Raw genomic sequence first — 26,267 nt, 5'->3', positions numbered from 1 at the left:
ATAGATGCATCAAGGGCTGACAACCGAATAGCTAGGGAGACCCACCAATGAGCATGATCGAGCGAATCCGCAACCATCGCGACGCCACCCGCCGCGCCCGTGCCATCGAGCACGCGCTGCGCTCGGCGAACTCGCCGGCGGTCCGCGAGGAGATCCTCGTCATCGCCCAGCGTCACATGAGCTGATGCTCCACGACATTCCTCACCTCCTCCAGATCGATGGCCCACCCGGCCCACCGGGTGGGCCATCGGCGTTTCCGGACCACCCACCACCGGGATTCCGCCCTGCCGCAGCGCCCGGTACGGTGGGCTTCGGTCGCCGCCCGCCGACCCGGCAGAGGCCGAGCCGACAGAAGCTGCTCGACACCAACCGGCCACGGTGAGTGACGGCCAGTGCTCCTTGGACGTGTCGTGCCATCACCCGATACCGTGCGGGGAGCCGGCACAGCGGTACGCCGGTGACGCCGGCAGCCACGCCGAGGAGACCGATCGGCACCGGCGAGCCGACATGTGATGGAGGAGGCGCACCCATGACGTCCGAGGGCCCGCACCGCCCCGGCCAAGAGCCGGACGAGGTGTCACCGGGCGCCGGCGGACCGGCGCCGTACGGCGACCGCCCGGCGCAGCCGGACAACGGCCAGAACGCCGCCGGCCCCGACCTGGGCTGGGCACCCCCGCCCCCGACGCGGCCCAACCCGTCGGCGCCGGCATGGGCGGCCCAGCCCGAGCAGCCACCGGCCCCCGCCTGGGGTGCCGCCGCTGCCCCGCAGCCCAACGACCCGGCGCAGCCCGCGTGGGCCACCGGCGGTGGCACCACCGAGCCGCCACAGCAGCAGGCCGGCGCGTGGCCCGGCAACGATGGCGCGTCGGCTCCGCCGCAGCCCGACCCCTGGGCGGCGCAGCAGCAGGGCTGGACGCCCGCCGAGCAGAGCGCGCCCGCGCCATCCTGGACTCCGAACGCCCCCGCCGAGCAGCCGGACTGGGTGCAGGCCCAGCCAGCCGCGCGGGGTGCCGCACAGGTTCCCCCGGCCACCGCCGCCTGGCCCGCCCAGGAGAACCAGGCCGACGCCAACGCGAGCAGCTGGGGCGGCGCGGCGCAGGCCAGCCCGGCCGCCGGTGACTGGCGCGGGGCCGAGTCTCCGCAATCCGACGCACCGCAGGCCGCTGGCTGGTCCGGCGGCGCTGGGCAGGACCAGGCCGCTGGCAACGGCGGTTGGCCCGCCGGCGCCCGGGACGACCAGCCGGTGTGGACTCCGGCAGAGCAGTCGCCACCCGCCTGGGGTCAGCCCGCCGAAGCGACCGAGCAGGCCGCCCCCGGCTGGGGCCAGGCCGCTCCGCCGACCGCAGCTCGTGGCGCTGCCCAGGTCCCGGCCCCGACGACGAACTGGCCCGCGCAGGACGACCCGGCCAACTCCGGCGGGTGGGCCGCGCAGCAGCAGGCGCAGCCCGCTGGCTGGAGCGACGGCAACGACGCCCGACAGGACCAGCCCGCGCAGCCGGCCGCCTGGGGCGGCGGCGAGGGCCACCCGCAGCAGCCCGACTGGGTGCTCTCCCAGCCGGAGCAGCCGACCGAGCGGCCGGAGCAGACGGGGTGGACCCCGGTCGAGCAGAACAGCCTCCCCGCCCGGGCCAGCGCCAGCGTGCCCACCAGCGACGGCGCGCCCAACTGGACCGCCAGCCCGGACAACGCCGCCCAGGGCAACGCCGCCCAGGGCAACGCCGGCGGCCTGCCGGAGGCCGAGCCGTGGGCAGCCGGTGAGGTGTGGGGTCGCGCGGAGGCCGAGGCTTCCGCCCAGTCCCGTGGCGGCTGGGAGGCGGACCGGGCCGACGAGGCACCGGCCTACCAGCCCGCGCCCGCCCCGGGCATCTCGCCGGCGAACGCGGTGCCGCTGCCCCCGCAGGAGCAGCGCGTCCCGGGTGCCAGCCTGGCCGCCGCACCGCCGGCCGACTACGCGCCCCAGGCCCAGTTCGCTCCGATCCCCGAGCAGCCCGCCTACGCCGAGAAGGAGACCCCGGACGCCGCCGCGCAGTACGGTGGCCGCGCCGAGGACGTCTCCGCGAGCGGCGCGGTGGTGCCCGCCCCGCGTACCTCTCCGGAGTCCGGAGCGGGCCGTGCGGTCGTACCGGTGTCGTCGGAGGCCGAGTCGGCAGCCGGCGCGGCGGCCCGCGCCACGGCGAGCGCTTCGGTGCCGCTGGCCAGCCGGGTGATGCCCCCGACCGACCAGGACTTCCGGCCGGCCGGCACGGCCACACCGCAACCCCGGGTGTACGGCCGCCCGGCTCGACCGGAGCCGGAGGCCGAGCCGGAGCCGGAGGCGTTCCAGGGCGACCCGGCCACCGACCGCCAGGCCGCTCCGGAGTGGCAGAACGAGGGGCAGCGGCAGATCGCCCCCGACTGGCAGAACGACGTGCAGCGGCAGGCTGGGCCCGGCTGGGGCGGCGAGTCTCAGCCCGATCCGCGCTTCGACGACCGGCAGCCCGCACCGAACGCCTTCCACGAGGCCCCGGCGGCACCGCCGGCGTTCCCACCCGGCGTGCCGTCCTTCGTCGACGCGCCGGGCGACAGCAGGCCGGTGAACGGCGTTCGGCCGCACTCCGGTGCCGAGCCGACCTCGGTTGAGCAGTTCGGCGGCCCGGTGTCGCCAGCCGCCGGTGCCGCGACGGTGAACGGGACGTCGACCTTCGGCGCGCCGAACTTCGGTGGCCCGAGCTCCCCGCCGAACTTCGGCGGGCCGACCTTCGGCGCACCGGCCGAGCCGGTGCCGGGCGGCGGCTTCCCGCCGTCGTTCCCGCCACCGGCACAGCCCGCGCCGACCTGGGGCCAGGAGCCCGCCCAGGCGGACCAGGGCCGGTTCGACGCGTTCAAGCCGGACGCCGACGAGCCGAAGACGGAGGCCCCGGCCCCGAAGGTACGCAACGGCCGGGTGCTGGCCGCCGTGCTGATCGCCGCGGTGCTCATCCTGGCGGTGCCGCTCGGCCTGTTGCTGCTGCTCGGCAAGGTCGGCGGCGACGACGCGCCGGCGGCCTTCGACCCGCCGGTCGGCACCTGCGTGAAGCAGGCCGGGCAGGGCGGCGCGGCAGCGGCGGACTGCGGCGAGGCAGGTGCCTTCACGATCGTCTCGAAGGTGGACGCCAAGGAGAAGTGCGCCGACCCGACGCAGCCCCACGTGGTGCTGCCGGGTGACGGCGCCAACCGGGTGCTCTGCCTGAAGCCGGCCACGAAGTAGCTCGACCGACGGCGGGGTCACGGGCAACCGTGGCCCCGCCGTCGTGCTCACACGGCCCCTTGATCGCTGGCAGCTGAGCGATTCGACACGCCGAGCAATGCACCGCGGAGCTGCCAACGATCGTTGCGGTGGCACGCCCCCGTGCTGTTGTCGTCCGGGTCACGGCGATCGGGCCGCCGGGGCGTGGCAGGCTGGCAGGCATGGGATCGACAGCGCGTGTACGTGCCCCCGAGCTGCGGGGCCGGCAGTGGCTCAATACCGGCGGCCGGAATCTGACCTTGCAGGACCTTCGCGGCAAGATCGTAATCGCGGATTTTTGGACCTTCTGCTGCATCAACTGCCTGCACGTGCTCGACGAGCTGCGCCCGCTGGAGGAGAAGTACGGCGACGTGCTCGTCGTGATCGGCGTGCACTCGCCGAAGTTCGAGCACGAGAAGGACGCTGACGCGCTCGTCGCCGCCGTGGAGCGGTACGGGGTGCACCACCCCGTGCTCGACGATCCCGAGATGGACATGTGGCAGCAGTACGCGGCCCGGGCCTGGCCGACCCTGTCGGTGATCGACCCCGAGGGTTACGTGGTGGCCACCATGGCCGGCGAGGGGCACGCCGAGGGGCTGGCCCGCCTGATCGACGAGTTGGTCGCCACCCATGAGGCCAAGGGCACCCTGCACCGGGGGGACGGCCCGTACGTCCCGCCGCCGGCACCGGAGACCGCGCTGCGCTTCCCGGGTAAGGCGGCGTTGCTGCCGAACGGCAACCTGCTGGTCTCGGACTCGGCCCGGCACTCGTTGGTCGAGGTCGACTCGGACGGCGAGACGCCGGTGCGGCGGATCGGCTCGGGTGAGCGGGGCCGGGCGGACGGGCCGGCCGCCGCGGCGACGTTCTCCGAGCCGCAGGGGGTGTGCCTGCTACCGACGCAGGTCGCCGAGGTGGTCGGCTACGACCTGGTGGTGGCCGACACGGTCAACCACCTGCTGCGCGGCGTACGGCTGGAGTCCGGCGAGGTGGTCACCGTGGCCGGCAGCGGCCGTCAGTGGCGTGCCGAGGTCGACGACCATGCCCACGACGCGCTCGCCGTCGACCTCTCCTCCCCGTGGGACCTGGCCTGGTACGACGACAAGCTGATCATCGCGATGGCCGGCATCCACCAGCTCTGGTGGTTCGACCCGATCAAGCGGACCGCGGGCATGTACGCGGGCACCACCGTGGAGGCGCTGCGCGACGGCCCCCTGGCCGAGGCGTGGATGGCCCAGCCGTCGGGGCTCTCCGTCTCGGCTGACGGCACCCGGCTCTGGGTGGCCGACAGCGAGACCAGTGCCGTCCGGTACGTCGAGAACGGGGTGCTGGGCACGGCCGTCGGGCAGGGCCTGTTCGACTTCGGGCACGTGGACGGGCCGGCGGAGTCGGCGCTGCTCCAGCACCCGCTGGGCGTGTGCGCGCTGCCGGACGGCTCGGTGCTGATCGCGGACACGTACAACGGCGCGGTGCGCCGCTTCGACCCGGCCAGCAACCAGGTCTCCACGGTCGCCGACGGGTTGGCGGAGCCGAGCGATCTGGTGCTCACCCCGTCCGGTGAGGTGCTGGTGGTGGAGTCCGCCGCGCACCGGTTGACCCGACTCGCTCCGGGTGCCCTGTCGGCGGCGGGGGCCAGCACGGTGGACGGTCCTCGGCACCGTACCGAGCGCAAGCCGACCGACGTCGCGGCCGGCGAGGTCACCCTGGACATCGTCTTCACCCCGGCGCCGGGGCAGAAGCTGGACGAGACGTACGGGCCGTCGACCCGGTTGGTGGTCTCCGCCACCCCACCGGAGCTGCTGGTGGACGGGGCCGGCACGGGCACCGAGTTGTCCCGCCGTCTGGTGCTCAATGGCGAGGTCACCGCGGGGGTGCTTCAGGTGACCGCCCAGGCGGCCACGTGTGACGCCGACGTCGAGCACGCGGCGTGCCACCTGACCCGGCAGGACTGGGGCGTACCGGTCCGGGTGGTCGACGGTGCCGTGACCCGACTGCCGCTGGTGCTTCGCGGCCTGGACGCCTGACCTGACGTGCTCGGAGGGGCCCGCTGGGGCCCCTCCGATCAGGCGAACGGGGCCAGGGTGATGCCGGCGTCGATCAGGGTGGCGCGGACGAGTTCGGCGGCGGAGACCGCGCCCGGGGTGTCGCCGTGCAGGCAGATCGAGTCGACCGAGCAGGGGATGATGGTGCCGTCGACCGCCACCACGCTGCGTTGGGTGGCCATCCGCACCGCCCGTTCGGCCACCTGCTCCGGGTCGCTGATCACCGCGCCGGGGGTGCCGCGCGGCACCAGCGCCCCGGTGGGCAGGTAGGCCCGGTCGGCGAAGGCTTCGGCCACCACCGGCAGGCCCGCGCCGACGGCGAGTTGGGCGAGCGTCGAGCCGGGCAGGCAGAGCACGGGCAGTTCGGGGTCGTAGCCGCTGACGGCGGCGACCACGGCCGCCGCCTGCGATTCGTCGATGCTGGCCGCGTGGTAGAGCGCGCCGTGCGGCTTGAGGTAGCGAACGCGGGTGCGGAACAGCCGGCAGAACGCGTCCAACGCCCCCAACTGGTAGGTCACCTCGTCGCGTAGCTCGGCGAAGCCGTACGCGATGTGCCGCCGGCCGAAGCCGGCCAGGTCCCGGTAGCCGACCTGCGCGCCCACCGCGACCCCGCGGCGCGCCGCGCCCTCGCAGACCCGCCGCATGGTGGACGGGTCGCCGCCGTGGAAGCCGCAGGCGACGTTGGCGGAGGTGATGAGGCTCAACAGCGCCTCGTCGTCGCCGAGTCGCCAGATGCCGAATCCCTCGCCCAGGTCAGCGTTGAGGTCCATGGAATCTGACGGTAGTACCTGGCCGGGCCTGCGCGAGCGCTGTCACGTCGGTGACCACCCCGATGACGGGGTATCCGCCGGTGGTGGGGTGATCCGCGAGGAAGATCAGGGGTTGTCCGTCCGCCGGCACCTGCACCGCGCCGAGCACGATGCCCTCGCTGGGGAGTTCGCCGGCGACCGCGCGGGGCAGCGCCGGGCCGGCGAGGCGCGCGCCGACCCGGTTGCTCACCGGGCTGACGGTGTACGCGCTGCCGAAGAGCCGGGCCAGCGCGGTCGGCGTGAACCAGTCCTCGCGCGGGCCGGGGCGCACCGTCAGGTGCAGCTCCGACGCGGGGCTGGCGCAGCTGGTCGAGTCCACCGCCCCGGGTGGGTCGACCGGTTCGCCGAGCGGCAGCCGGTCACCGTCGCGCAACGGCTGTGGGCCGAGCCCGGAGAGGGTGTCGGTGGCCCGGCTACCGAGCACCGGTGGCACGTCGATGCCGCCCGCCACGGCCAGCCAGGTCCGTACGCCCCGTCGGGCGGGACCGATCCGCAGCACCGTGCCGGCCGGCACGCTGAGCGGGCGTCCGGTGTCACCGGGCCGGACGCCGGCCTGGACCGGTACCTCCGCGCCGGTGACCGCCACCGTGGTGGCCCGGGTCAGCCGCAGGGTGCAGCCGGTCAGGGTGATCTCCAGGCCGGCGGCGTGCTCCGGATTGCCGACCAGCCGGTTGGCCAGCCGCAGCGCGGCCGGGTCGAGCGCGCCGGATCGGGGTACGCCCAGGTGCGCCCAGCCGGGCCGGCCCAGGTCCTGCACAGTGGTGAGCGCGCCGGCGCGGAGCACCTCGATGGCAGCCGGGTCTGTCACGCCGCCACCATCCGGACGGTGGTGCCGGGACCGAGTCGGGCCGGCGGCTCGGCGGTCACGTCGAACAACACCAGGTCGGTTCGGCCGACGAGCAGCCAGCCGCCGGGGGACGCGCTCGGATAGATGCCGGCGTACGGGCCGGCCAGCGCGACCGAGCCGGCCGGCACCCGGGGCCGGGGGGTGTCCAGCCGGGGCAGCGCCAGCTCGGCGGGCAGCCCGGTCAGGTAGGGGAATCCGGGGGCGAAGCCGCAGAACGCGACCCGGAACCGGGTGTTGGTCAACCGGTGCCGTACCGCCGCGACGTCCACGCCCCAGTGCTGCGCCACCGCCGGCAGGTCCGGCCCGTCGAAGCGGACCGGTACGACCACGCCGTGGTCGGCGTCGTCGTGGACGGTAGTGAGGGTGGCCTGGTCGCGGGTGGTCGCTGCGACGACGGCGGGTGCCCAGGTGGACAGCTGCTGGGCGGTGGCGCTCGGGTCGGGCAGGCCGTCGAGCAGCACGGTCCGGGCCGCCGGCACGATCTCGACGGCGGTCAGGTCGCCAAGCTCCCGACGCCGCCACAGTTCGGCCCGCCACGCTTCGACGAGCGCGGCCTCGGGGAGGTCGGTGGGGGCGGTGCAGTCGAGGAGGAGGGCGTGCGCCCCGACGGGTCGGATCCGCATCCGTTCATCCTCGCCGATGTTGTGCCGATCCGGTGTTCACGGTGACGGTGCCGGGTGTCACCAACGCCACTACTTCCAAGTAACCTACGGTGTCGTAACCTGATGGGGTGAGCACCTCCGCCCCGCTTCGCCTGAAGCCGGTCGACATCGGCAAGCCCCGGATGCGCGGCTGGCTACACACGTACGCCTTCTTCGTCGCCCTGGTCTGCGGCATCGTGCTCTGCTCGATCGCCGCCACCCGACCGGGGTGGGCACCCCTGGTGAGCTGCCTCATCTACAGCCTCACGGTCTGCGGGCTGTTCGGCACGAGCGCGCTGTACCACCGTCGAGTGTGGTCGGAGCGCGGCTACCAGGTGATGCGCCGGATGGACCATTCGATGATCTTCGTGTTCATCGCCGGCACGTACACACCGCTCTGCGTGATGCTCCTCGCGCCCCGGCCGGCAACCGTGATGCTGGCCCTGGTCTGGGGTGGCGCGCTGGCCGGCGTGGCGGTCAAGGTGATCTGGCCGCACGCGCCGCGCTGGGTGTCTGCGCCGCTCTACCTGGCGCTGGGGTGGGTGGCGGTGGCGATGCTGCCGGAGATCCTGCACGGCGGCGGCGTCGCGGCGCTGGTGCTGCTGATCATCGGTGGTGCGATCTACAGCGTCGGGGCGGTCTTCTATGCGCTGCGCCGACCCAACCCGTGGCCGACCGTCTTCGGCCACCACGAGTTCTTCCACGCCTGCACCCTGCTCGCGGCGCTCTGCCACCACATCGCGATCTACTTCGCGCTGTTCGCCTGAGCGGCGGCCCTCGGGCCGACGCCGCGCGAGGTGGCGACCCCTGAGCATGCGCGAGCCGGGGCCCCGCCACGCTGCGGGACCCCGGAGTATGTGCGCGAGGGTCAGACCGGTCGGCCCGGCCGACGCACCTCGCGGTACTCCCGCGTGACCCGGTCGTCCTGGACCGGCACGACCCGGTCGGCCACCACGCGCTCCTCGCGTACCGGCGCGGCGACCACCGTGCTGCGGCGGCGGCTGCTCCAGAAGTAGAGGGTGGCGAGCAGGCCGGCGACGCCGGCCAGCATCAGCACCCAGCCGACCACGGCCAGGTCCAGCCAGCCCAGATCGGCCTCCACGGCGAACGCGAAGATCGCGCCTAACGCGATCAGGAAGATGCTGCCACCAATGCCCATGTCTCGCTCCTCGGCTCTAACCTGGCGTACCTCGCGCCGCGGCCGTCGGTAGGGGTGCGGCATCCATCGACTTACCCCGGCACGGAGATCGCCAATCGGGCAAGCTGAGGGCATGACGGACGCCGACCCCGACACGCGGACACTGGTGTTGCTGCGGCACGCGAAGGCTGAGCAGGGCAACGACGCGGCGGACGACGCCGAACGCCCACTCAGCGCACGCGGAAACGCCGACGCGGCCACGGCGGGCGCCTGGTTGGCGCACCACGGGCTGCTGCCCGACGTGGTGATCTGCTCGACGGCCCGACGCACCCGGCAGACCTGGCACGGGGTGGCGATGGGGATGACCGGTTCACCGCCGGAGGGTGGCCCGACCGGTCCGCGTCCGACCGTCCGTTATGAGCCGGGCGCGTACGACGCGCACCCGGAGGAGTTGTTGTCGTTGGTGCGCACGGTGGACCCGGCGGCCCGCACCGCGCTGCTCATCGCCCACAATCCGGGCATCTCGCTGCTCTCCGCGCTCCTTGACCCGGAGGGTGCGGACGAGGAGGGGTTGCGCACCGCCGAGTTGGCGGTGCACCGCTGCCCGCTGGGCTGGGCGGAGGTGAGCCGGGCGGGGGCACCGCTCACCGCCCGACACATCGCACGCGGCTGAGCCACCCACCGATGATCGGCAGGTGGCTCAGGGGTACGCGTCCAGGTCGCGCCGGGATCAGGACGGCGGCGCTGTCGGCGGCGGCGGGTCCGGCGGTGGCGGCATCATCGCGGTCGGATGAGACAGCCGGTTCTCCTCCACGATGAGGGTCCGGGCCCGCTTGCGCCGGTCCTGCCAGAACCAGAGCGTGGTCAGCAGTACGGCCAGCCCGGCCAGGATGAACACCCAACCGACCGCCCGTACGTCGATCCACCAGACGTTGGCTCTCAGCGCGAAGGTCAGAATCGCGCCGATCGCGATGAGAAAAATGCCGCTTCCTACACCCATGTGCGCTGCACTCCCCCGTGCGGTGGCTCTGGGCGTTCCCTTTCGAGGTCACGCGACGGTTACCCGCCACGCCACCGGCATACCCGACCGGGCTCGGCCAATACGTGCCAGCCGCCGGGGTGGGACGACCACGGCCGGCGGGGCGTGAGCCCCACCGGCCGTGGCCGTTCCGGGTGGTGCGACCCGGAACGGTCAGACGTGCCGTGGCGCGCTCAGAAGGCCTCCTCCGGGAGGTCCATGATGTCGAGGTCGGCACCCTCGATGATCCGCCGGTCGGCGCCGATGCGGGGCAGCACCTCGCGGGCGAAGAACCGGGCAGCGGCCACCTTGCCGGTGTAGAACGCCTTGTCGCTGGCGGAGACCTCACCGGCGAGCGCCTTCAGCGCCACGTCGGCCTGCCGCTGAAGCAGCCAGCCGACCACCAGGTCGCCGATCGCCAACAGGAACCGCCGGCTGCTCAGCCCGACCTTGTAGAGCGCGCGGGCGTCGCCGCCCTGCGCCTCGCCCAGCCAACCGGTCAGCACGCCGAGGATGTTCTGGATCTCGGCCAGCGCCTTGCCGAGCGCCTGCCGCTCCTCCTTGAGCTGGCCGTTGCCCGCCTCGGAGGTGATGAACTCCTGGATCTCGCCGGAGACCGCCAGCATCGCCTTGCCGTTGTCCCGAACGATCTTGCGGAAGATCAGGTCGAGACTCTGGATGGCGGTGGTGCCCTCGTACAGGGTGTCGATCTTGGCGTCGCGGACGTACTGCTCCAGCGGGTAGTCCTGGAGGAACCCGGAGCCGCCGAAGGTCTGCAGGGCCTCGTGCCCGAGCAGCTCGTACGCCCGCTCCGAGCCGACGCCCTTGACCAGCGGCAGCAGCAGGTCGTTGACGCGCTTGGCCAGCTTGGTGGCCTTCTCGTCGCCGGCGGCCTCGGCCAGCGCGACCTTGTCCTGCCAGGTGGCGGTGTAGAGGACCAGAGCGCGAAGGCCCTCGGCGTACGACTTCTGCAGCAGCAGCGAGCGCCGCACGTCCGGGTGGTGGGTGATGGTGACCCGGGGGGCCGTCTTGTCCGCCTGCTGGATCAGGTCGGCGCCCTGCACCCGGTTCTTCGCGTACTCGAGCGCGTTGAGGTAACCGGTGGAGAGGGTGGCGATGGCCTTGGTGCCGACCATCATCCGGGCGTACTCGATGATCATGAACATCTGCCGGATGCCGTCGTGCCGGTCACCCAGCAGCCAACCCTTGGCCGGCACGCCGTGCTCGCCGAAGGTCACCTCGCAGGTGTTGGAGACCTTCAGGCCCATCTTGTGCTCGACGTTGGTGGCGTAGACGCCGTTGCGCTCGCCCAACTCGCCGGTGGTCTCGTCGAAGTGGAACTTCGGCACCACGAAGAGCGACAGGCCCTTGGTGCCGGGGCCACCGACGCCCTCCACGCCGACCGGGCGGGCCAGCACGTAGTGCACGATGTTGTCGCTCAGGTCGTGCTCACCCGAGGTGATGAAGCGCTTCACGCCCTCGATGTGCCAGCTGCCGTCGGGCTGCTGGATCGCCCGGGTGCGGCCCGCGCCCACGTCCGAGCCGGCATCCGGCTCGGTGAGCACCATCGTGGAACCCCACTGCTTGTCGATGAAGAGCTTGGCCCACCGCTTCTGCCGCTCGTTGCCCTCGACGTGCAGCACGTGCGCGAAGGACGGGCCGGAGGCGTACATCCAGACCGGCGCGTTCGAGCCGAGCACCAGTTCGGCGAGCGCCCACCAGAGGGCACGCGGCGCGTTGGTGCCGCCCAGCGCCGGCGGCAGGTCCAGGCGCCAGAACTCGGATTCCATGAACGCCTGGTAGGACTTCTTGAACGACTCCGGCAGCGGCGCGGTGTGCGTGGCTGGGTCGAAGACCGGCGGATTGCGGTCACTGTCCGTGTAGCTGGCGGCCAGGTCCTCGCGGGCGAGGCGGTCCACCTCAGCGAGGAAGCTGCGGGCGGTGTCGGTGTCGAGATCCGAGTACGGATCCTGGCCGAACGCCCGGTCCGCCCCGAAGACCTCGAACAGGTTGAACTCGAGATCCCGCAGGTTGCTCTTGTAGTGGGTCATGCTCGCTGGCCCCGCTTCCGGACAGGTGTTACCGATCAGTAACCCCGACTGTATTACTCGTGGGTAGGCAGCGACAAGCGGATCACCCAAGTGACGGCGATTACACACTCCTGGGTACGCCGGCCGAGCTCAGCCGTCGGCGGCCCCGACCTCCCAGCTCGGGACGGCCACGGCCGCGCCGGTACGCGCACCGACATACTCCATGAGGACCAGCGCGATGTCGTCATCGAGCCGACCATGGACCCACTCGACCAGGGCGGTCTCCAGCGACGCCAGCCCGTCGGCGACCGTGCCGTGGCCGAGCAGTCGCCAGGCCCGGTCGGCGGTGGGGAAGAACTCGCCGTCGCGCCGCGCCTCGCCGAGGCCGTCCGTGAACAGCAGCAGCCGATCCCCGGGCTCCAGGCGTTCGACCCGGGGACGGACCACCGGCATGAACCCCAGCGGAGGTGCCGGAGCCGGCGGTTCCAGCGGGATCACCGCGCCCCGGCGCAGCAGCAGCGGCGGCGGATGCCCGCAGTTGACGATCGTGAGGGTGCCGCCGCGCTCCTCGACCAACGCCGCGGTGACGAAGTCCTCGTCGCCGACGTTGCGCGCCACCGCGCGGTCCAGGTCGGCGACGACGGCCCGCAGGTCGGACCGCTCGTACGCCACGTGCCGGTAGGAACCGAGCACGATGCTGGCCAACCGAACCGCGTCCAGGCCCTTGCCCCGCACGTCACCGATGATCATCCGTACGCCGTAGGGCGTGTCGATCGCCTCGTACAGGTCGCCACCGATCTCGGCCGTCGCGGTCGACGAGATGTAGCGTCCCGCGACCGAGAGGGTGCCCACCTGCGGCCCGAGCGGGCGCAACACCGCCTGCTGGGCCACCGCGGCGAGCTTGGTCAGCTCGACGATCCGCTCGGCCTGCCGCTGCCGAACCCACGCCACCGCCACCGCCAACCCGGTGACGAGCACGACCGCGACAACGTTGACCGAGGTGGCCAGCGAGACCTTCGGCGCGATCAGCGCGAAGCCGACGCCGATCACTGTCGCCGCGACACCCACCCCCAGGACCACCAGCCACGACGCCAGGGCGGCGGCGAGAACCGGCGCGGCCGCCAGGAGCGCGACGTAGTGCACCTTGCGGCCGTCAGCCGCCTCCATCGCCGACACGATCGCGAGCAGAACGAGGGCCGCGCCGAGGCCGGCGCGGGATCCGGGGCTCAGCGGGCGACGGCCCGACTGGAGGAGTCGCGTGGGTACGAGGGACAGTTTGCCTGATCCGGGTGAACCCGTGAATGAACCTGACCCGTCGTCCGAGCAGGTTCTGTCCGGCCGGCCCAGTCGGCCGGCCGAATCGACGTCGCCAGTCCCGGTCAGCCGAGGACCTCGTAGCGGACGGTGAGCGCGCCCACGTCGACCGAGGCGATGGTGGCGAAGGCGGCCCGGGAGAGGTCCAGGCAGCGGCCGTCGATGAACGGGCCGCGGTCGTTGATCCGCACCGTCACCGACTTGCCGTTGGCCGGGTTGGTCACCCGAACCTTGGTGTTGAACGGCAGCGTCTTGTGCGCGGCGGTCAGCGCGTTGGGGTTGAACGACTCGCCGTTCGCGGTGAGCTGCCCGTCAGAGTAGAACGAGGCGCCGCACGAGCCGCTCTCCAGCACCTTCACCGAGGCCGTGGTCTTCTTGATGGTCGGCTTCGGTTTCGGCTTGGGCGACGCGGTCCGGTCCCGGCCCCGGGAGGCGGCCTGCTGCGACCGGGTCGCCGACGGGCTGGCGGTCGCGCTGGGCGAGGCGCTGACGCTCGGTGAGCTGGGGGTGAGGCTGCTCGCGGCGGTGGTCGGGGTGAGTTCGAGAGCCGTCTGCCCCGACTGGTCGGAGCCGGAGGTCAGCTGCACGGCACCGACAGTGCCCCCGACGGCGAGGGCGACGCCGACCGCCGCGGTGGCCACGATGCCCGCCGGGGAGGAGAAGATGCGGGTACGGGAGTGCCTGCCTGCCACCGGCCCGGTCCTTTCGTCGTCTGAACAAACCGGGTCGGACCGTAACGAGAGAAGTACTTCGGACGTCAACCTGATCATTGTGGTATGCCCGTATTTGCCCAGGTACGTGTAGCCGATCATACGACCCCGGGTGGGCCAGCTGGCCCGGGTGCCGCCACGCCCACCGCCCGTGCCCCAGGATGAGCAGATGCCCGCTGAGCTGACCGAACGCCTGGCCGCCCTGTTCCAGTGGATCGACCCCGGCCCGGGCACCAGTCACCTGGTCAGCGACATCTCCGGTTGGTGGCGGGACCCGACGGTGCTGGCCGAACTGGGGCCGGCCCTGGTGGCGCCGTACCGGGCCGCCCGGCCCACGGTGGTGCTCGCGCCCGCCGTCACCGGGCTGCTGCTCGGGCCGTTGGCCGCCACCGCCCTCGGGGTCGGCTTCGTGGCCGCCCACAAACCCGGCGACGGGCGACTGCCGGCCGGGCCGCTGACCTGGGCGCAGAGCCCACCCGACTACCGGGGCCGACGGGTCGACCTCGCCGTACGCGACCGGCACCTCGGCCCCGACGACCGGGTGCTGGTGGTCGACGACTGGGTGCGTACCGGCGCGCAGCTACACGCCCTCTACGACATCTGCGCCGCGCGGGGCGCCGAGGTGCTGGGCACCGCCGTGGTGGCCGTGGACTGCCCGCCCGACGTCGCCACCGACCTACGGATCACCGGCCTGATCGACGCGGCGGATCTGCCGACTTGACCTGAAGCAAGGTTCAACACCGACGATCGGCGAATGAGCGACGGGATCCTCGAAGAGGCGTACGAGCGGCTGCACCGCACCGGACCGGAATATCAGGGCTGGCTCTCCAACCACGGACCGATGGCCGTCGAAGCGTTGGTCCGACACGGGCACCCGCACCGGGTGCACCGCTGGCTCGACGAGTACCTCGACCGCCTCGACGAGGTGCCCCGCGGTCTGCACCCGATCGACGACTGGCGGTCAGCGCTGGGTGATCCGAAGCGCGCCGGTGACTGGCTGACCTACTTCGACCGGCAACTGCGCGAACATCCGTGGCGCCAGGTGCTCGGCACCTGGTGGCCCCGGCTGCTGCCGGGCATCGCCGCTGGCGCCACACACGGTGTGATCAGGGTCGGGCACGCCGTCCGCGCGCTCGACCGGGACAGCGAGAACCGGCAGCGGCTCACCGAGCTGGGTCAGGCCCTCGGCTACTGGGCGGCCCGCTGGCAGCCGATCCCCGGCACCGACCAACTGTTCGCCGCGGAGACGCACCGGCCGGGCACCGACGACATCGACGTGGCGGCCGCGCTGGCCGGGCTGCCCCGGATCGACGACCAGACCGGGGGCGTCCGGGATCGGTTGGGCCGGCTTCCCGGCGTACCCCGGTGGGAGCCGGCACTCGCGACGCTGCGCCCCGCGCGCAGCCCGGCCGAGACGGAGCGCGGGCTCGCCACGCTGGTGCACCGCGCCAGCCTGGACTACCTGCGCTTCGGGCACGCCGCGCCGGTCATGCTGGTGCACGCGGTCACCGCGCCGACCGCCGTGCTGCGTACCCTGCCGGCACTGGACCAGGATCTGTGGGCGCCGAGCCTCGCCGCGGCCTGGGCCGCGACGGCCGCCATGACCTCCGTGTACGCCCCGATCGACGGCATCGCGCCACCGACCGTGGCCCCCGCGACGCCGGCCGAGGTCTTCGCCCGCGCGGCCCGGCACGGCGACGAGCACGTGGTGAAGCTTGCCGACGCGATCCTCGACGTGCACGCGGCCAGTGGTGACGACCGACTCCTCACCGCACCCGGCTACGCCGGCCAGCTGATCTGAGCGGGGAGACGCGTATTGCGACGGCGGTCCGGGTCGCACTGGCCTAGCCTCGGCAGGATGTGGCCACGGATCGGTGAACTGCGCGCCCTCGCCCTCGGCACCCCCGGCGAGCTGCGGGCAACCCTCAACACCCTGGTGCTGGCCGGCGTGAAGACCGCGACGGCCGGCCGGCTCGCCGAGTACGCGGAAGAGGGCGAGGAGCTGGAGCACGTCGGCGAACGCCTGGCCCTGGTCGACGACAACAACGCACTGGCCGGCGTCGTGGAGATCGCCGGAGTCGAGGTGGTCCGCTTCGCCGACGTGCCCTGGGACTTCGCCCGCGCCGAGGGCGAGGGCGACCGCTCGATCGAGGAGTGGCGGGCCGGGCACTCGGCCTACTGGGCGAGGCTCGGCACCCCGGTCGACGACGACACCCCCATCGTCTGCCTCCGCTTCCGGCTGGTCTCCGGCGGCGAGGGCGGTGTGGCCAGCGGCGACCTCGGCACCTGACCCGGCAGCCCGAGCCGGGTAGGTGCGGCGGACGCGGCGCGGCTGCGGCGGGTGGGGCGGCGTCAGCCGCGCAGTTGTGGCAGCAGCCGCGTCGCCACGTCCACCAGGACGGCCTCGTCACCGGCGTACCAACTGCTGGCGCGCGGCCAGTGCGTCACCACGTCGGTGAAGCCCAACTCGATTGCCCGGCCCACCTGATCGGCGAAGAAATCGGCGCTGCTCAACGAGAAGACCGGTGCCGCGTCCAGCGAGAGGTAACGGTCCAGGCTGGCCGGATCGCGGCCCGCCTCGTCGAGGGTGCGGTCCATCCGCAGAGACAACGCCGCCACGCTGGCCCACCAACCCGACAGGTCGGTGTCGTCCCCGGTGCCGGTGGTCACCCACCCCTGCCCGAAGCGGGCCACCAACCGCATCGACCGGGGCCCGTTGGCCGCCACCACGAACGGCACCCGGGGCTGCTGCACGCAGCCGGGGTTGTTGCGGGCGTCCACGGCGGAGAACCAGTCACCCCGCCAGGTGGTGCCGTCCTCCCGCAGGATCAGGTCCAGCAGTTCGGTGAACTCAGCGAACCGGTCGACCCGCTGCCGCGGGGGCAGCGTCTCACCGCCCAGCACCGCCGAGTCGAAGCCGATGCCGCCCGCGCCCAGGCCGAGCAGCAGCCGACCGGCCGAGACGTCGTCCACCGTGGTGATCTGCCGGGCGAACGCGGCCGGGTGCCGGAAGTTCGGCGACGCCACCAGGGTGCCCAACCGAATTCGCGAGGTCACCGTGGCGGCGACGGTCAACGTGGCCATCGAGTCGAACCACGGGCCGTCGACCAGGTCCCGCCAACCCAGGTGGTCGTACGTCCAGGCATGGTCGAAGCCCCACTCGTCGACCTGCCGCCAGCGACGCTGCGCCTCCGACCACCGCTGGTCCGGCAGGATCACGATGCCAATCCGCATGATCGTCAGCCTAGTCGGGCGGGACCCCGGAACCGCCCGACGTTGGCTACCGTTTCATCGTGGACACACGGCCTCGACGGACCGACACGGTACGAGCGTTCGGCACCCTGTCCCTGGTGGCGGGTTTCATGACCTCGCTCTTCAGCATCTCGGCCGACGGCATAGGGCTCAGACCGCAGATCCTGGCCGCGTTCCTCATCCTGACCGGCCTCGGCCTCCGGATCGAAGCGGCGATCGACGACCGAACGTCGTAGGTCCACCGCTGCCGCCAGCCCGTACCCTCCGGGCATGTCCACCGAAGCAGCTGCTGCCCGCGTATCCCCGGATCGCCGGACGCGCCGGGTCCGCATGCTCCGCACGGTGGCGTTGGTGGTCGGGGTGATGGCCCCGTCGATCGTCCTCCGCGAGCTGATCGAGACCCGGTTCGGCCCCGGGCCGGCGGCCGACCTCAGCACGGTCGCGGTGCCGATGGCGGCGACCGCGTGGCTCGCGCCGTACGCCTCCTACCGGCGACGCGACGCCCTGCTGTGGCTGGTCGGGCCGGGCCTCTACATCTTCGCGGTGATCGCCTGGCGGGTGGCCCTCGCGCCCTACCGGGACTGGCGGCCCCGCCCGGAGGAGAAGCCCCGGATGCGGTGGTCACGCGACCCGGAACGCGCCGGGACGTGGTACCTCGCCAAGCCGACAGGTGACGCGCGTCACACCGCAGCACGGTAGGGACATCGCATTCGGCTCCGACTCCTCGGGGAGCGGCACCCAGACGGGGTGTCGCCCGAGGAGAGGACCAAGCCCGATGACGAAGGTGACCGCACAGCTGTCGGTGTCGATGGACGGCTTCTACGCCGGCCCACAGTTCGACGGCAACGGCGACTGGATGAACTCGACGGAGAGCGCGAAGTTCTTCCGCATCACCCGCTGGGCGACCGAAGCGGCCGCCTGGCGTGAACGGCAGGGCTTCGCCGGCGGGGAGCAGGACACCAACTCCGAGGTGATCGCCGAGTCGTTCGGGGCGGCCGGCGCGTACGTGATGGGACGCCGGATGGCCGACGGCGGTGAGATTCCCTGGGGTGCGGAGCCGCCGTTCCGCGCACCGGTCTTCGTCGTCACCCACCGACCCCGCCAGCCGCTGCTGAGAGAAGGGGGCACCAGCTTCACCTACGTCACCGATGGCGTGGCCAGCGCCGTCGAGCAGGCGCGCGCCGTGGCCGGGGGCAAGAACGTCGCCGTGGCCGGAGGCGGCAGCCTGGTGCGGCAGGTACTCAAGGCCGGTCTGCTCGACGAACTGGAGCTGCACGTCGTACCGGTGGTGCTCGGCACCGGCCTGCGGCTCTTCGACGCGGACCTCGACCTGGGCGACCGGGAGGGGATCGAGCTGACGCCGACCCGCGTGCTGGCCACCCCACAGGTGACCCACATCCGGTACGCGGTGCGCGGTCGCGCCCCGCTCGTGCTCGACGACCGGGGCCGCGGCGGCGGCCCGACGGTCATCGCGAACTGAACCCCGACCCATCGACGGAAGGAAGAAGAGATCATGCCGCAACTACTGCGGGTGCAGTGCTTCAACGTCTCGCGCGACGGGTTCGGCACCGGCGAGGGGCAGAGCCTGGAACGGCCCTTCGGCCACGCCGACCCCACCCCGCTGTTCTCCTGGCGTGCCGCCACCGCCAGCTTCGTGTACCGCACCGAGCCGGGCGGCAGCCGCGGTCTGGACGACTACCTGACCCGCGACGCCGAGTGCAACATCGGCGCGGAGATCATGGGTCGCAACAAGTTCGGCCCCCAGCGTGGCCCCTGGGAGGACCATGAGTGGCAGGGGTGGTGGGGGGACAACCCACCGTTCCACACGCCGGTCTTCGTGCTCACCCACCACGAACGTCCGTCGTTCACCCTGGCCGACACCACGTTCCACTTCCTCAACGCCAGCCCGGCCGAGGCACTGGCCCAGGCGAAGCAGGCAGCCGCCGGTCGGGACGTACGCCTCGGGGGTGGGGTGGCGACGATCCGCGAGTTCCTCGACGCCGATCTGGTCGACACGATGCACTTCGCTGTCGCGCCCGTCGACCTCGAACGAGGTGAGCGCTTGTGGGACAGCCCCGACGAGCTGCTCGACCGCTTCCACCTCGAGTCGGTGCCCAGCACCAGCGGGATCACCCATCTGCTGTTCTGGCGACGATGACCATCCTGCACCGAGAGTTTCCGTTGGGAGGGCCCGACCTCAACCATTGCCGTGCCGGGTGGCGTTCTACCTGTCGAGGGGGTGGGGATGACCGAGACGTTCCACGAATTCGTGGTGCACCGCACGCCGGCGCTGTCCCGGACGGCCTACCTGCTCACCGGCGACCACCAGCTCGCCGAGGATCTGTTGCAGAGCGCCCTCGCCCGCACCTACCGGCACTGGCGGCGGATCCGCGACGGCGACCCCGAGGCGTACGTGCGGCGGGCGATGTACCACCAGCAGGTCTCCTGGTGGCGGCGCCGCCGGCTGACTGAGCGCCCGGAGGCACAGCCCACCGAACGGCCCGGTGACGACCACTCCGAGGCGACCGTGCTGCGGCTGAGCCTCATGGACGCGCTGCGCGGGCTCACCCCTCGTCAGCGCGCCGTGATCGTTCTGCGGTTCTACGAGGACCTGACCGAGGCCCAGGCGGCCGAGGTGCTGGGCTGCTCGGTGGGCACCGTCAAGCGGCACGGCCACGACGCCATCCGTCGGCTGCGTGCCACCACCCTCGACCTGGTCGACCCGACGGTGGAGAGGAGCCAGCGGTGACCGCCCGACTCCGCGAGACGTTGCACGCCGCCGTGGCCGACGTTCCCACCTACCCGGTCTACGAACGAGCGCTCACCACGGCCCGCCGTTCCCGCCGCCGGGCCGTTGTCGCCGCCGTCGTGGCGCTCGTGCTCGTCGCGCTGACCGGGGCTGTGCTCCCGCTGACGCGTACACCTGCCGTGGATCCGGCGGCCGGCGCGGACGCCGCGCTGCCCGACCGGATCGCGCTGCCGCCGCTCGGGACGTTGCACGCCACCGACCGACCCCGGCTCGGGCCCGCGTCGGTCATCTTCAGCGGTCAGGCGCCACGCCTTCAAGGCTGGGACGAGGACGGCATCGTCGGCGTGGTCAGCGCCAACTCCGACCGCTACCGGATCTTCTCGATGGGTTACGAGGCACCCGTCGGCGAGCAGGTGATCCTCTCGCCGGACGGCCGGTACGTGGCCCGGCCCGCCGGCCTCTCCGACAACGGTCGGGTCGACGTCATCGACCTCGTCACCGGTCGTACCCGGCGACTGCACAGCAAGGTCACCGACAGCGTGGGGACGAGCCCCAGGGCCTGGTCCCCGGACGGCAGGCAACTGGTGGTCGACGACACCGTGCCGACCGACCCGACGCGCAGCGGCTACCGGCGGGTGCTGAGCATCGTCACGCTCGACGGCGAACGCTGGACCCAGCTGGCTGACGCCGCTCAACAGCCGATCTTCGGCTCGTCGGTGGCCTTCGCCCCCGGAGGTGGACGTCTCGCGTACCAGATCGGTCGGACCGTGACGGTCGTCGACCCGGACGGCCGGACGGTGTCCACCTTCGAACTGCCCGACGAGAGCTGGTTGGCCGGCAAGGGGGCGTGGACGACGGACGGAGCGCTGACGCTGATCAGCCGGAAGGCCGGCAGCACCGACTGGAGTCTGCGCCGGGTCGACAGCGCCACCGGCCGGGACACCGCACCGCTGCCGGTGCCCGGCGTCACCGGCGTGACCGCCATCCGGCTGCTCGGCTGGGGCCCGGACGGGTCCGCGCTGGTGGTCGCCTACCAGCCCGAACCCCTCAGCCCGGACCGGTTCGACCAGCCGCTGGAGCTGGACCAACGCACCGCCTACCCCAACGTGCGCAGCGTACGGGTGTTGGCGCTGACACCCCACGCCACCGCACCCCGAACCCTGCTGACCGCCCCGGAACAGATCCTCGCCGTCGACGTCGCCGACACCGTGATCAGCGCTGGTCGGACCCGCGACGCGTACCCGCCCGGCGGGGTCGGTGGTCGATTCTGGGGCTGGGGGGTTCTGATCACCCTCGTGATCGCTGGCATCGCCGTCTTCCTCGGTCGCGACAGGCTGGCGCTCTGCCTCGACGACAGGCGCGTCAAGCGGAGGCGCTGACACTGCCGAGGGGGGCCTGACGGGGTTGAACCCGGTGTCAGTGGCCGTGTCAGGGCCATGGCAGTGGGGTGACAGGCCGGCCGCCGATGGTGGACCGCATGACGAGTTCAGCGATTGCAGTCTCCGGTCTGCGAAAGGCATACAAGGACAAGGTCGTGCTCGATGGCATCGACCTGGATGTCCGGACGGGCACGATCTTCTCCCTACTCGGCCCGAACGGGGCCGGCAAGACGACCACGGTGAACGTGCTGACCACGTTGGTGAAGGCCGACGGTGGATCGGTACGCGTCGCCGGACATGACGCCGCCACCCAGGCCAAGGCCGTCCGCGCGGCGATCGGAGTCACCGGCCAGTTCGCAGCGGTGGACGAGTTGCTGACCGGTCGGGAGAACCTCCAGCTGATGGTGGATCTCAGCCCAGTACCGGCCAGGGACGGCAAGCGGGTCGTCACGGAACTGCTGGAGCGGTTCGATCTGGTGGCGTCGGCACAGAAGCCGGTGTCGACCTACTCCGGGGGGATGCGCCGCAAGCTGGATCTGGCGATGACCCTCGTCGGCGACCCGCGGATCATCTTCCTCGACGAGCCGACGACGGGGCTGGACCCGCGCAGCCGCCGCACGATGTGGTCGATCATCCGTGACCTGGTTGCCGACGGGGTGACGATCTTCCTCACCACGCAGTACCTCGAAGAGGCCGATCAGCTCGCCGACCGGATCGCCGTACTCGACCAGGGGCGTCTGGTCGCCCAGGGCACTCCCGAAGAGCTCAAGCGCCAGATCCCCGGCACCCACGTCCGGCTCCGGTTCACCACCGTCGCCGAACTCGATGCGGCCGCCCGGGTGCTCACCGACTCCACGCGAGACGACGAGGCACTCGCCCTGCGGGTGCCGAGCGACGGCGGCACGGCCTCGCTGCGGGCCCTGCTGGACCGGCTCGACGAGTACGCGATCAGCGCCGAAGGGTTCTCCGTGCAGACGCCGGACCTCGACGACGTCTTCCTTGCCCTGACGGGCACCCGCACCCAGGAGGTTTCCGCGAAATGAGCGCCAAGTCCCACTCGATCGTCATGCTGCGCCGCAACTTCAAGCACATCGCCCGCAACCCGACCTCGGTGTTCAACGCGGTGCTGATGCCGATCGTGATCATGTTGATGTTCGTGTACATGTTCGGCGACGCCTTCAGCGTCGGTGTCGACTACATCGACTACGCGACTCCCGGCCTGATGCTGCTGGCCGTCTGCTACGGGCTGGGGGCCACCGCAACGGCGGTGAACTCCGACATGACGAAGGGCATCATCAACCGCTTCAAAGTCATGCACGTCTCCCGCGGTGCGGTGCTGACCGGTCACGTCGTCGCCAGCGTGCTGACCAACCTGGTCGCCATCGCAGCCCTCGTCGGGGTGGCGTTCCTGCTCGGATTCAGCCCGTCGGCGACCCTCTTCGGCTGGCTCGGCGCGATCGGCATCATCGTGCTGCTCGGCTTCGCCGCAGGCTGGCTCACCGTCGCGCTGGGCCTGTCGGCGAAGTCGCCGGAGACCGCCGGGCTGGCCTCCGTACCGCTGGTCATGCTGCCGTTCTTCAGCAGCGCGATCGTGCCGGCGGACAAGATGGGGCCGGGGCTCCGGGAGTTCGCTGAATACCAGCCCTTCACGCCGATCATCGAGACCCTGCGCGGGTTCCTGAACGGCACGCCGTCCGCCGGCGACGTGATCCCCGCTCTCGTCTGGTGCGTCGCCATCGCGCTCGTCGGCTACCTGTGGGCACGGTCCACGTTCACGAAGCGAGCGTGACCGCGACCAACTCCCTCCAGTTCTTCCCAGTGCCCTCCAGCGCCGCCTCTGCGAATTTCCCATCGCCGAGGCGGCGCCGCACTGTCTGCTCGATCCGGTCCACGTCCGGGTGCGAACGATCCGGCCGTCCGCGGACGGCGGTGCTCGCCGCGAGCAGCCGCGCGGCCTGATCGAACTGGTCACAGCGTAGGGCGAGGTCCGCGACCCCGACGAGCACCTGCGCGATCGTCGGCGCGTGCCCCGTCTCGGCCGCCGCCGCACACGCCGAGGAGCGGTGCCGACGGGCCTCGTCGAGATCATCGGCGAGATACCCGAGGAGGTCGTGCGTCACCGCGACGATGTGCGCCTCTTCGGCCTCGTCGCGCAACAGGCCGGCCGCGACACCGATCTGCCGGGCCACCTCCTCCGCGTCGCCACGCCAGCGGGCGAGTTCCGCCTGCGACAGCGCCAGGACGGCCAACGCACCCGGCCAGGTGACCCGACTCGCGTACCGCCGCGCCTCGGCCAGCGCGGAAGCGCTGGACTCCTCGTCGCCCAACAACCAGTACAGCTGAGCCTGCCGCGAGAGCATCCGGATGATGTCCTCGACGGTGCCGACCTCGGTCACCACCGCGATCGCCTCGTCGTAGTACGCGCAGGCACGGGCGAACTCGCCGCGTACGGCGATCAACTCCGACAACTCACCCAGGGCGAACGAGATCCCGAACCGCTCACCGAGGGCCCGGAACTCGGCGAGCGCCGACTCGAGATACGCATCCACCTCCGGCCCGTGCTGGCCGAGAAGGGTCCGCATCTTCCCGAGTTGCAGCCGCGCCAGCGCGCGTACCCAGGGATCCTGGTCGTCGAGCAGCGGCTCCCACGCGGCCAGGATCGCGGCCGGATCCCGCAGCATGCGTTCCAGCGGTACGACGAGCGCCACACCCGGGTGGCTGCCGCGACTGCGCCGGCTGACCTCGTATGCCTTGTGGATCCACTCCGCCGCCTGGCGCTCGTCGCCCGGCCCGGAGTTGAGGAAGAGCACGACGAGTGCGTACACAGTGGCCCGGACCTCGTCGTTCACCTCGCCGGGCACCTCGGTGGCCGCCGTGATCAGCTCCATGCCCTCAGTCCGGTGACCGCCGAGCCACCAGTACCAGCCAGCGCACGCAGCCAACCGCATCGCGGCGTCCGCCTCGCCGGCGGTGAGCGCGCCGCGCATCGCGGCACCGATGTTGTCGTGTTCGAGTGCGAGGGTGGCGAGCCACCTCACCTGGTCGGCGCGGCGAAGGTGCGGCTCCGCCGTCTCGGTGAGATCGGTGAAGTAGGCCAGGTGCGCGTGGCGCGCGAGATCCGACTCGCCCGCCTCGGCGAGCCGCTGCGCGGCGTACTCCTTGATCGTGCCGAGCATCCGGTAGCGCGGGGCGTCGTCGCCCTCGGCGACCAGCAGTGACTTCTCGGCGAGCGCGGTGAGCAGTTCGAGCATCTCCTCCCGCTCGACCACGTCGTCGGCGCAGACCCGTTCGGCAGCTTCCAGACTGACCCCGCCGGAGAAAACCGAGAGCCGACGCAGGACCGTCCGTTCGGCGTCGGTCAGCAGCTCCCAACTCCAGTCGACGACGGCGCGCAGCGTCCGATGCCGGGGCAACGCGGTACGGCTGCCGCCGGTCAACAGGCGGAAGCGGTCATCCAGCCGCCTGGCGAGCTGGTCGACGGACATGGTGCGCAACCGGGCCGCGGCCAGTTCGATCGCCAGGGGCATCCCGTCCAGCGCCCGACACACCCGCGCCATCGTCGACGACGTGTGGGCGTCGACCGCCAGATCCCTACGCACCGCACCCGCCCGGTCCCGCAGCAACCGGACCGCGGGGGACGATTCGATCTCAGCGGGGTCGGCGCCGAGGGCCGGCAGGGCCAGCGGCGCGACCGGCCACAGCGCCTCACCGGTGATGCCCAGCGGCTCCCTGCTCGTCGCCAGGATCCGCAGCCGCCGACACTCCCCGAGAAGCCGATGGGCGACCACCGCCGCCGACTCGATCACGTGCTCGCAGTTGTCCAGGATCAGCAGCGCCTCCCGCTCTCGGATCGCGGCGACGAGCCGGTCGATCAGCTCCATGCTCGGCGCCTCGCCGAGCAGAGCATCCCGGAGCCCGAGCCCGGCGAGCGTCGCCTGCACCACGTCACCGCCAGCGCCGATCGCGGCGAGCTCGACCAGCCAGACCCCGTCCGGCAGGTCGCCGAGCATCTGTCGCGCGGTCTCCGTGGCCAGCCGGGTCTTCCCCGAGCCGCCCGGTCCGATCAGTGTCGTGAGCCGGTGTTGGGCGACGAGCGCACCCACCTCGGCGACGGCGTCGTCCTTGCCGACGAAACTGCTCAACTCGGCCCGGAGGTTGGTCTTGCGGTTCTCCTCCCGCCGCCCCAACTCGCCCCGCAGCAACGCGACGTGCAACGCCGAAAGCTCCGGCGAGGGATCGACGCCCAACGTGTCGGCCAGAGCCTCGCTGGTGCGTTGATAAACCAGCAGGGCCTCGTTGTCCCGACCGCCTGCGGCGAGCGCACGCATCAACAACATGACGAGTCGTTCCCGCACCGGGTGCGCGGCCACCAGGTCGGTCAGCTCCTCGACCACCTCCGGACCGTGACCGAGGCTGATCTCCACGTCGAAGCGATCCTCCACGGCGGTCAGGCGCAGCCTCTCCAGCCGGGTGACCACCGCCTCGAACGCCGCGCTGTCGGTCACGCCGACGTCCTGCATGGCCGCACCCCGCCACAGGGAGAGGGCCTCGCGGAGCCGTCGGACCCGCTGCGGACCCTCGTCATCGCGCGCCTGACCGACGAGGCGCTCGAACCGTACGGCGTCGACGGAATCGGGCACCACCGTCAACTGGTAGCCGTCGGTCTGCCCCTCGATCGCGCCTTCCGGCAGCAGCTTCCGCAGCCGGGACACCAGGCGGTGCAGGGCGTTCGCCGCATCGGTGGGTGGGTTCTCAGCCCAGATCCAGTCCACGAGAGTCGCCTTCGGGACCACGTGCCCCGGGTTGAGCGCGAGGACTGTCAACAGCCCGCGCAGGCGAGCGCCCGGTACGTCGGTGAGGGTTCCGTCGCCCGTGCGAACTTCGAATGGACCGAGTAACCCGACCTGCACCTGGCAGATCTTGCCATGAAGATGAGACGCATTTGTGTTGCCCGTACCTGCACCACAGCCAGCCAGCCGCCGAGTCGTTCCGCTTGGTCGACGCCGCCGTGGTTCTCCTGGAACCTGTCACAAATGAGATGCGCACCGGCTGGCAGACCTGTTGGATCTCGACATGGTGCATGAGCTTGTTCGTCCC

Annotated in this window: 26 protein-coding genes; 16 read left to right on the top strand and 10 right to left on the bottom strand. The window is 72.0% G+C overall.

Features of this window, described 5'->3' with window-relative positions; translation table 11 throughout:
* The first annotated feature begins 47 nt into the window (after positions 1-47).
* From EV382_RS32915 to EV382_RS25875, 3 genes are all read left to right on the top strand, one after another.
* The gene (locus EV382_RS32915) at positions 48-185 is read left to right on the top strand and encodes a hypothetical protein (RefSeq protein ID WP_165435866.1); all 138 of its coding nucleotides are present in this window, start codon (positions 48-50) and stop codon (positions 183-185) included.
* 344 nt (positions 186-529) lie between these two features.
* Positions 530-3,226: a hypothetical protein gene (locus tag EV382_RS25880; RefSeq protein WP_130406024.1), complete on the top strand. Its 2,697-nt coding sequence runs from the start codon at positions 530-532 to the stop codon at positions 3,224-3,226.
* A gap of 200 nt (positions 3,227-3,426) precedes the next feature.
* Entirely contained in the window at positions 3,427-5,265 is a 1,839-nt protein-coding gene (locus EV382_RS25875; protein ID WP_130406022.1) for an NHL domain-containing thioredoxin family protein, read from the top strand.
* Positions 5,266-5,303: 38 nt separating this feature from the next.
* Here the strand turns inward: EV382_RS25875 and EV382_RS25870 are convergent, their stop codons facing one another.
* From EV382_RS25870 to EV382_RS25860, 3 genes are read right to left on the bottom strand one after another with little or no spacing between them, the layout of a single operon-like run.
* Positions 5,304-6,053 (bottom strand): LamB/YcsF family protein, encoded by a 750-nt coding sequence (locus EV382_RS25870; protein ID WP_130406020.1) that lies wholly within the window; start codon positions 6,051-6,053, stop codon positions 5,304-5,306.
* Positions 6,037-6,999: a 5-oxoprolinase subunit C family protein gene (locus EV382_RS25865; protein WP_425272003.1), complete on the bottom strand. Its 963-nt coding sequence runs from the start codon at positions 6,997-6,999 to the stop codon at positions 6,037-6,039. The genes EV382_RS25870 and EV382_RS25865 overlap by 17 nt, the downstream gene beginning before the upstream one ends.
* Positions 6,897-7,562 carry a 5-oxoprolinase subunit B family protein gene (locus EV382_RS25860; RefSeq protein WP_130406016.1) on the bottom strand — a complete coding sequence of 222 codons (666 nt, stop codon included), beginning with the start codon at positions 7,560-7,562 and terminating at the stop codon, positions 6,897-6,899. Before EV382_RS25860 ends, EV382_RS25865 begins: the two co-directional genes overlap by 103 nt.
* 107 nt (positions 7,563-7,669) lie before the next feature.
* On the opposite strand from EV382_RS25860, the gene trhA reads away from it, so the two are divergent.
* Positions 7,670-8,347: a PAQR family membrane homeostasis protein TrhA gene (trhA, locus tag EV382_RS25855; RefSeq protein WP_130406014.1), complete on the top strand. Its 678-nt coding sequence runs from the start codon at positions 7,670-7,672 to the stop codon at positions 8,345-8,347.
* Between the two features lie 101 nt (positions 8,348-8,448).
* Here trhA and EV382_RS25850 read toward each other — a convergent pair whose 3' ends face one another.
* Positions 8,449-8,739, bottom strand: a complete 291-nt coding sequence (locus EV382_RS25850) for a DUF6458 family protein (RefSeq protein WP_130406012.1) — start codon at positions 8,737-8,739, stop codon at positions 8,449-8,451.
* A gap of 112 nt (positions 8,740-8,851) precedes the next feature.
* Here EV382_RS25850 and EV382_RS25845 point away from each other — a divergent pair, with 112 nt between their 5' ends.
* On the top strand, positions 8,852-9,391 hold the full coding sequence (locus tag EV382_RS25845; protein ID WP_130406010.1) for a SixA phosphatase family protein: 540 nt from the start codon (positions 8,852-8,854) through the stop codon (positions 9,389-9,391).
* A gap of 57 nt (positions 9,392-9,448) precedes the next feature.
* Here the strand turns inward: EV382_RS25845 and EV382_RS25840 are convergent, their stop codons facing one another.
* From EV382_RS25840 to EV382_RS25825, 4 genes are all read right to left on the bottom strand, one after another.
* Complete coding sequence (locus EV382_RS25840; protein ID WP_030332052.1) at positions 9,449-9,718, bottom strand: DUF6458 family protein; 270 nt, start codon at positions 9,716-9,718, stop codon at positions 9,449-9,451.
* 212 nt (positions 9,719-9,930) lie between these two features.
* The gene (locus EV382_RS25835) at positions 9,931-11,787 is read right to left on the bottom strand and encodes an acyl-CoA dehydrogenase (RefSeq protein ID WP_130406008.1); all 1,857 of its coding nucleotides are present in this window, start codon (positions 11,785-11,787) and stop codon (positions 9,931-9,933) included.
* 129 nt (positions 11,788-11,916) lie between these two features.
* Positions 11,917-13,041, bottom strand: coding sequence for a PP2C family protein-serine/threonine phosphatase (locus tag EV382_RS25830; RefSeq protein WP_130406006.1), 1,125 nt, complete (start codon positions 13,039-13,041; stop codon positions 11,917-11,919).
* 104 nt (positions 13,042-13,145) lie between these two features.
* Positions 13,146-13,772: a septal ring lytic transglycosylase RlpA family protein gene (locus EV382_RS25825; protein WP_208758499.1), complete on the bottom strand. Its 627-nt coding sequence runs from the start codon at positions 13,770-13,772 to the stop codon at positions 13,146-13,148.
* Positions 13,773-13,959: 187 nt separating this feature from the next.
* Here EV382_RS25825 and EV382_RS25820 point away from each other — a divergent pair, with 187 nt between their 5' ends.
* The 3 genes from EV382_RS25820 to EV382_RS25810 are packed head-to-tail and all read left to right on the top strand — an operon-like array spanning position 13,960 to position 16,080.
* Positions 13,960-14,511, top strand: coding sequence for a phosphoribosyltransferase family protein (locus EV382_RS25820; protein ID WP_130406002.1), 552 nt, complete (start codon positions 13,960-13,962; stop codon positions 14,509-14,511).
* A 33-nt stretch (positions 14,512-14,544) separates the two neighbouring features.
* On the top strand, positions 14,545-15,591 hold the full coding sequence (locus EV382_RS25815; protein ID WP_130406000.1) for a questin oxidase family protein: 1,047 nt from the start codon (positions 14,545-14,547) through the stop codon (positions 15,589-15,591).
* Between the two features lie 57 nt (positions 15,592-15,648).
* Entirely contained in the window at positions 15,649-16,080 is a 432-nt protein-coding gene (locus EV382_RS25810; protein WP_130405998.1) for an ASCH domain-containing protein, read from the top strand.
* Between the two features lie 62 nt (positions 16,081-16,142).
* On the opposite strand, the gene EV382_RS25805 is transcribed toward EV382_RS25810, so the two are convergent.
* Positions 16,143-17,024 carry an LLM class flavin-dependent oxidoreductase gene (locus EV382_RS25805; RefSeq protein WP_130405996.1) on the bottom strand — a complete coding sequence of 294 codons (882 nt, stop codon included), beginning with the start codon at positions 17,022-17,024 and terminating at the stop codon, positions 16,143-16,145.
* A 59-nt stretch (positions 17,025-17,083) separates the two neighbouring features.
* Between EV382_RS25805 and EV382_RS25800 the strand changes: the two genes are divergently transcribed.
* From EV382_RS25800 to EV382_RS25765, 8 genes are all read left to right on the top strand, one after another.
* Positions 17,084-17,278, top strand: a complete 195-nt coding sequence (locus EV382_RS25800) for a hypothetical protein (RefSeq protein WP_130405994.1) — start codon at positions 17,084-17,086, stop codon at positions 17,276-17,278.
* Positions 17,279-17,312: 34 nt separating this feature from the next.
* Positions 17,313-17,741: a hypothetical protein gene (locus EV382_RS25795; RefSeq protein WP_130405991.1), complete on the top strand. Its 429-nt coding sequence runs from the start codon at positions 17,313-17,315 to the stop codon at positions 17,739-17,741.
* Between the two features lie 76 nt (positions 17,742-17,817).
* Positions 17,818-18,522: a dihydrofolate reductase family protein gene (locus EV382_RS25790; RefSeq protein ID WP_130405989.1), complete on the top strand. Its 705-nt coding sequence runs from the start codon at positions 17,818-17,820 to the stop codon at positions 18,520-18,522.
* A 33-nt stretch (positions 18,523-18,555) separates the two neighbouring features.
* Entirely contained in the window at positions 18,556-19,200 is a 645-nt protein-coding gene (locus EV382_RS25785) for a dihydrofolate reductase family protein (protein WP_130405987.1), read from the top strand.
* An 87-nt stretch (positions 19,201-19,287) separates the two neighbouring features.
* Complete coding sequence (locus tag EV382_RS25780) at positions 19,288-19,791, top strand: SigE family RNA polymerase sigma factor (RefSeq protein ID WP_130405985.1); 504 nt, start codon at positions 19,288-19,290, stop codon at positions 19,789-19,791.
* Positions 19,788-21,170 (top strand): WD40 repeat domain-containing protein, encoded by a 1,383-nt coding sequence (locus EV382_RS25775; RefSeq protein ID WP_130405983.1) that lies wholly within the window; start codon positions 19,788-19,790, stop codon positions 21,168-21,170. Before EV382_RS25780 ends, EV382_RS25775 begins: the two co-directional genes overlap by 4 nt.
* A 98-nt stretch (positions 21,171-21,268) precedes the next feature.
* Positions 21,269-22,213 (top strand): ATP-binding cassette domain-containing protein, encoded by a 945-nt coding sequence (locus EV382_RS25770; protein WP_130405981.1) that lies wholly within the window; start codon positions 21,269-21,271, stop codon positions 22,211-22,213.
* Complete coding sequence (locus EV382_RS25765; RefSeq protein ID WP_130405979.1) at positions 22,210-22,959, top strand: ABC transporter permease; 750 nt, start codon at positions 22,210-22,212, stop codon at positions 22,957-22,959. The genes EV382_RS25770 and EV382_RS25765 overlap by 4 nt, the downstream gene beginning before the upstream one ends.
* Here EV382_RS25765 and EV382_RS25760 read toward each other — a convergent pair.
* Entirely contained in the window at positions 22,943-26,080 is a 3,138-nt protein-coding gene (locus tag EV382_RS25760; RefSeq protein WP_130405977.1) for an ATP-binding protein, read from the bottom strand. The genes EV382_RS25765 and EV382_RS25760 overlap by 17 nt on opposite strands.
* Positions 26,081-26,267: the final 187 nt, after the last annotated feature.

Origin of the sequence: Micromonospora violae (assembly GCF_004217135.1) — a bacterium.
In the GTDB taxonomy this organism is placed as follows: Bacteria; Actinomycetota; Actinomycetes; order Mycobacteriales; family Micromonosporaceae; genus Micromonospora; species Micromonospora violae.
This window is presented reverse-complemented; position numbering and strand designations above follow the sequence as displayed.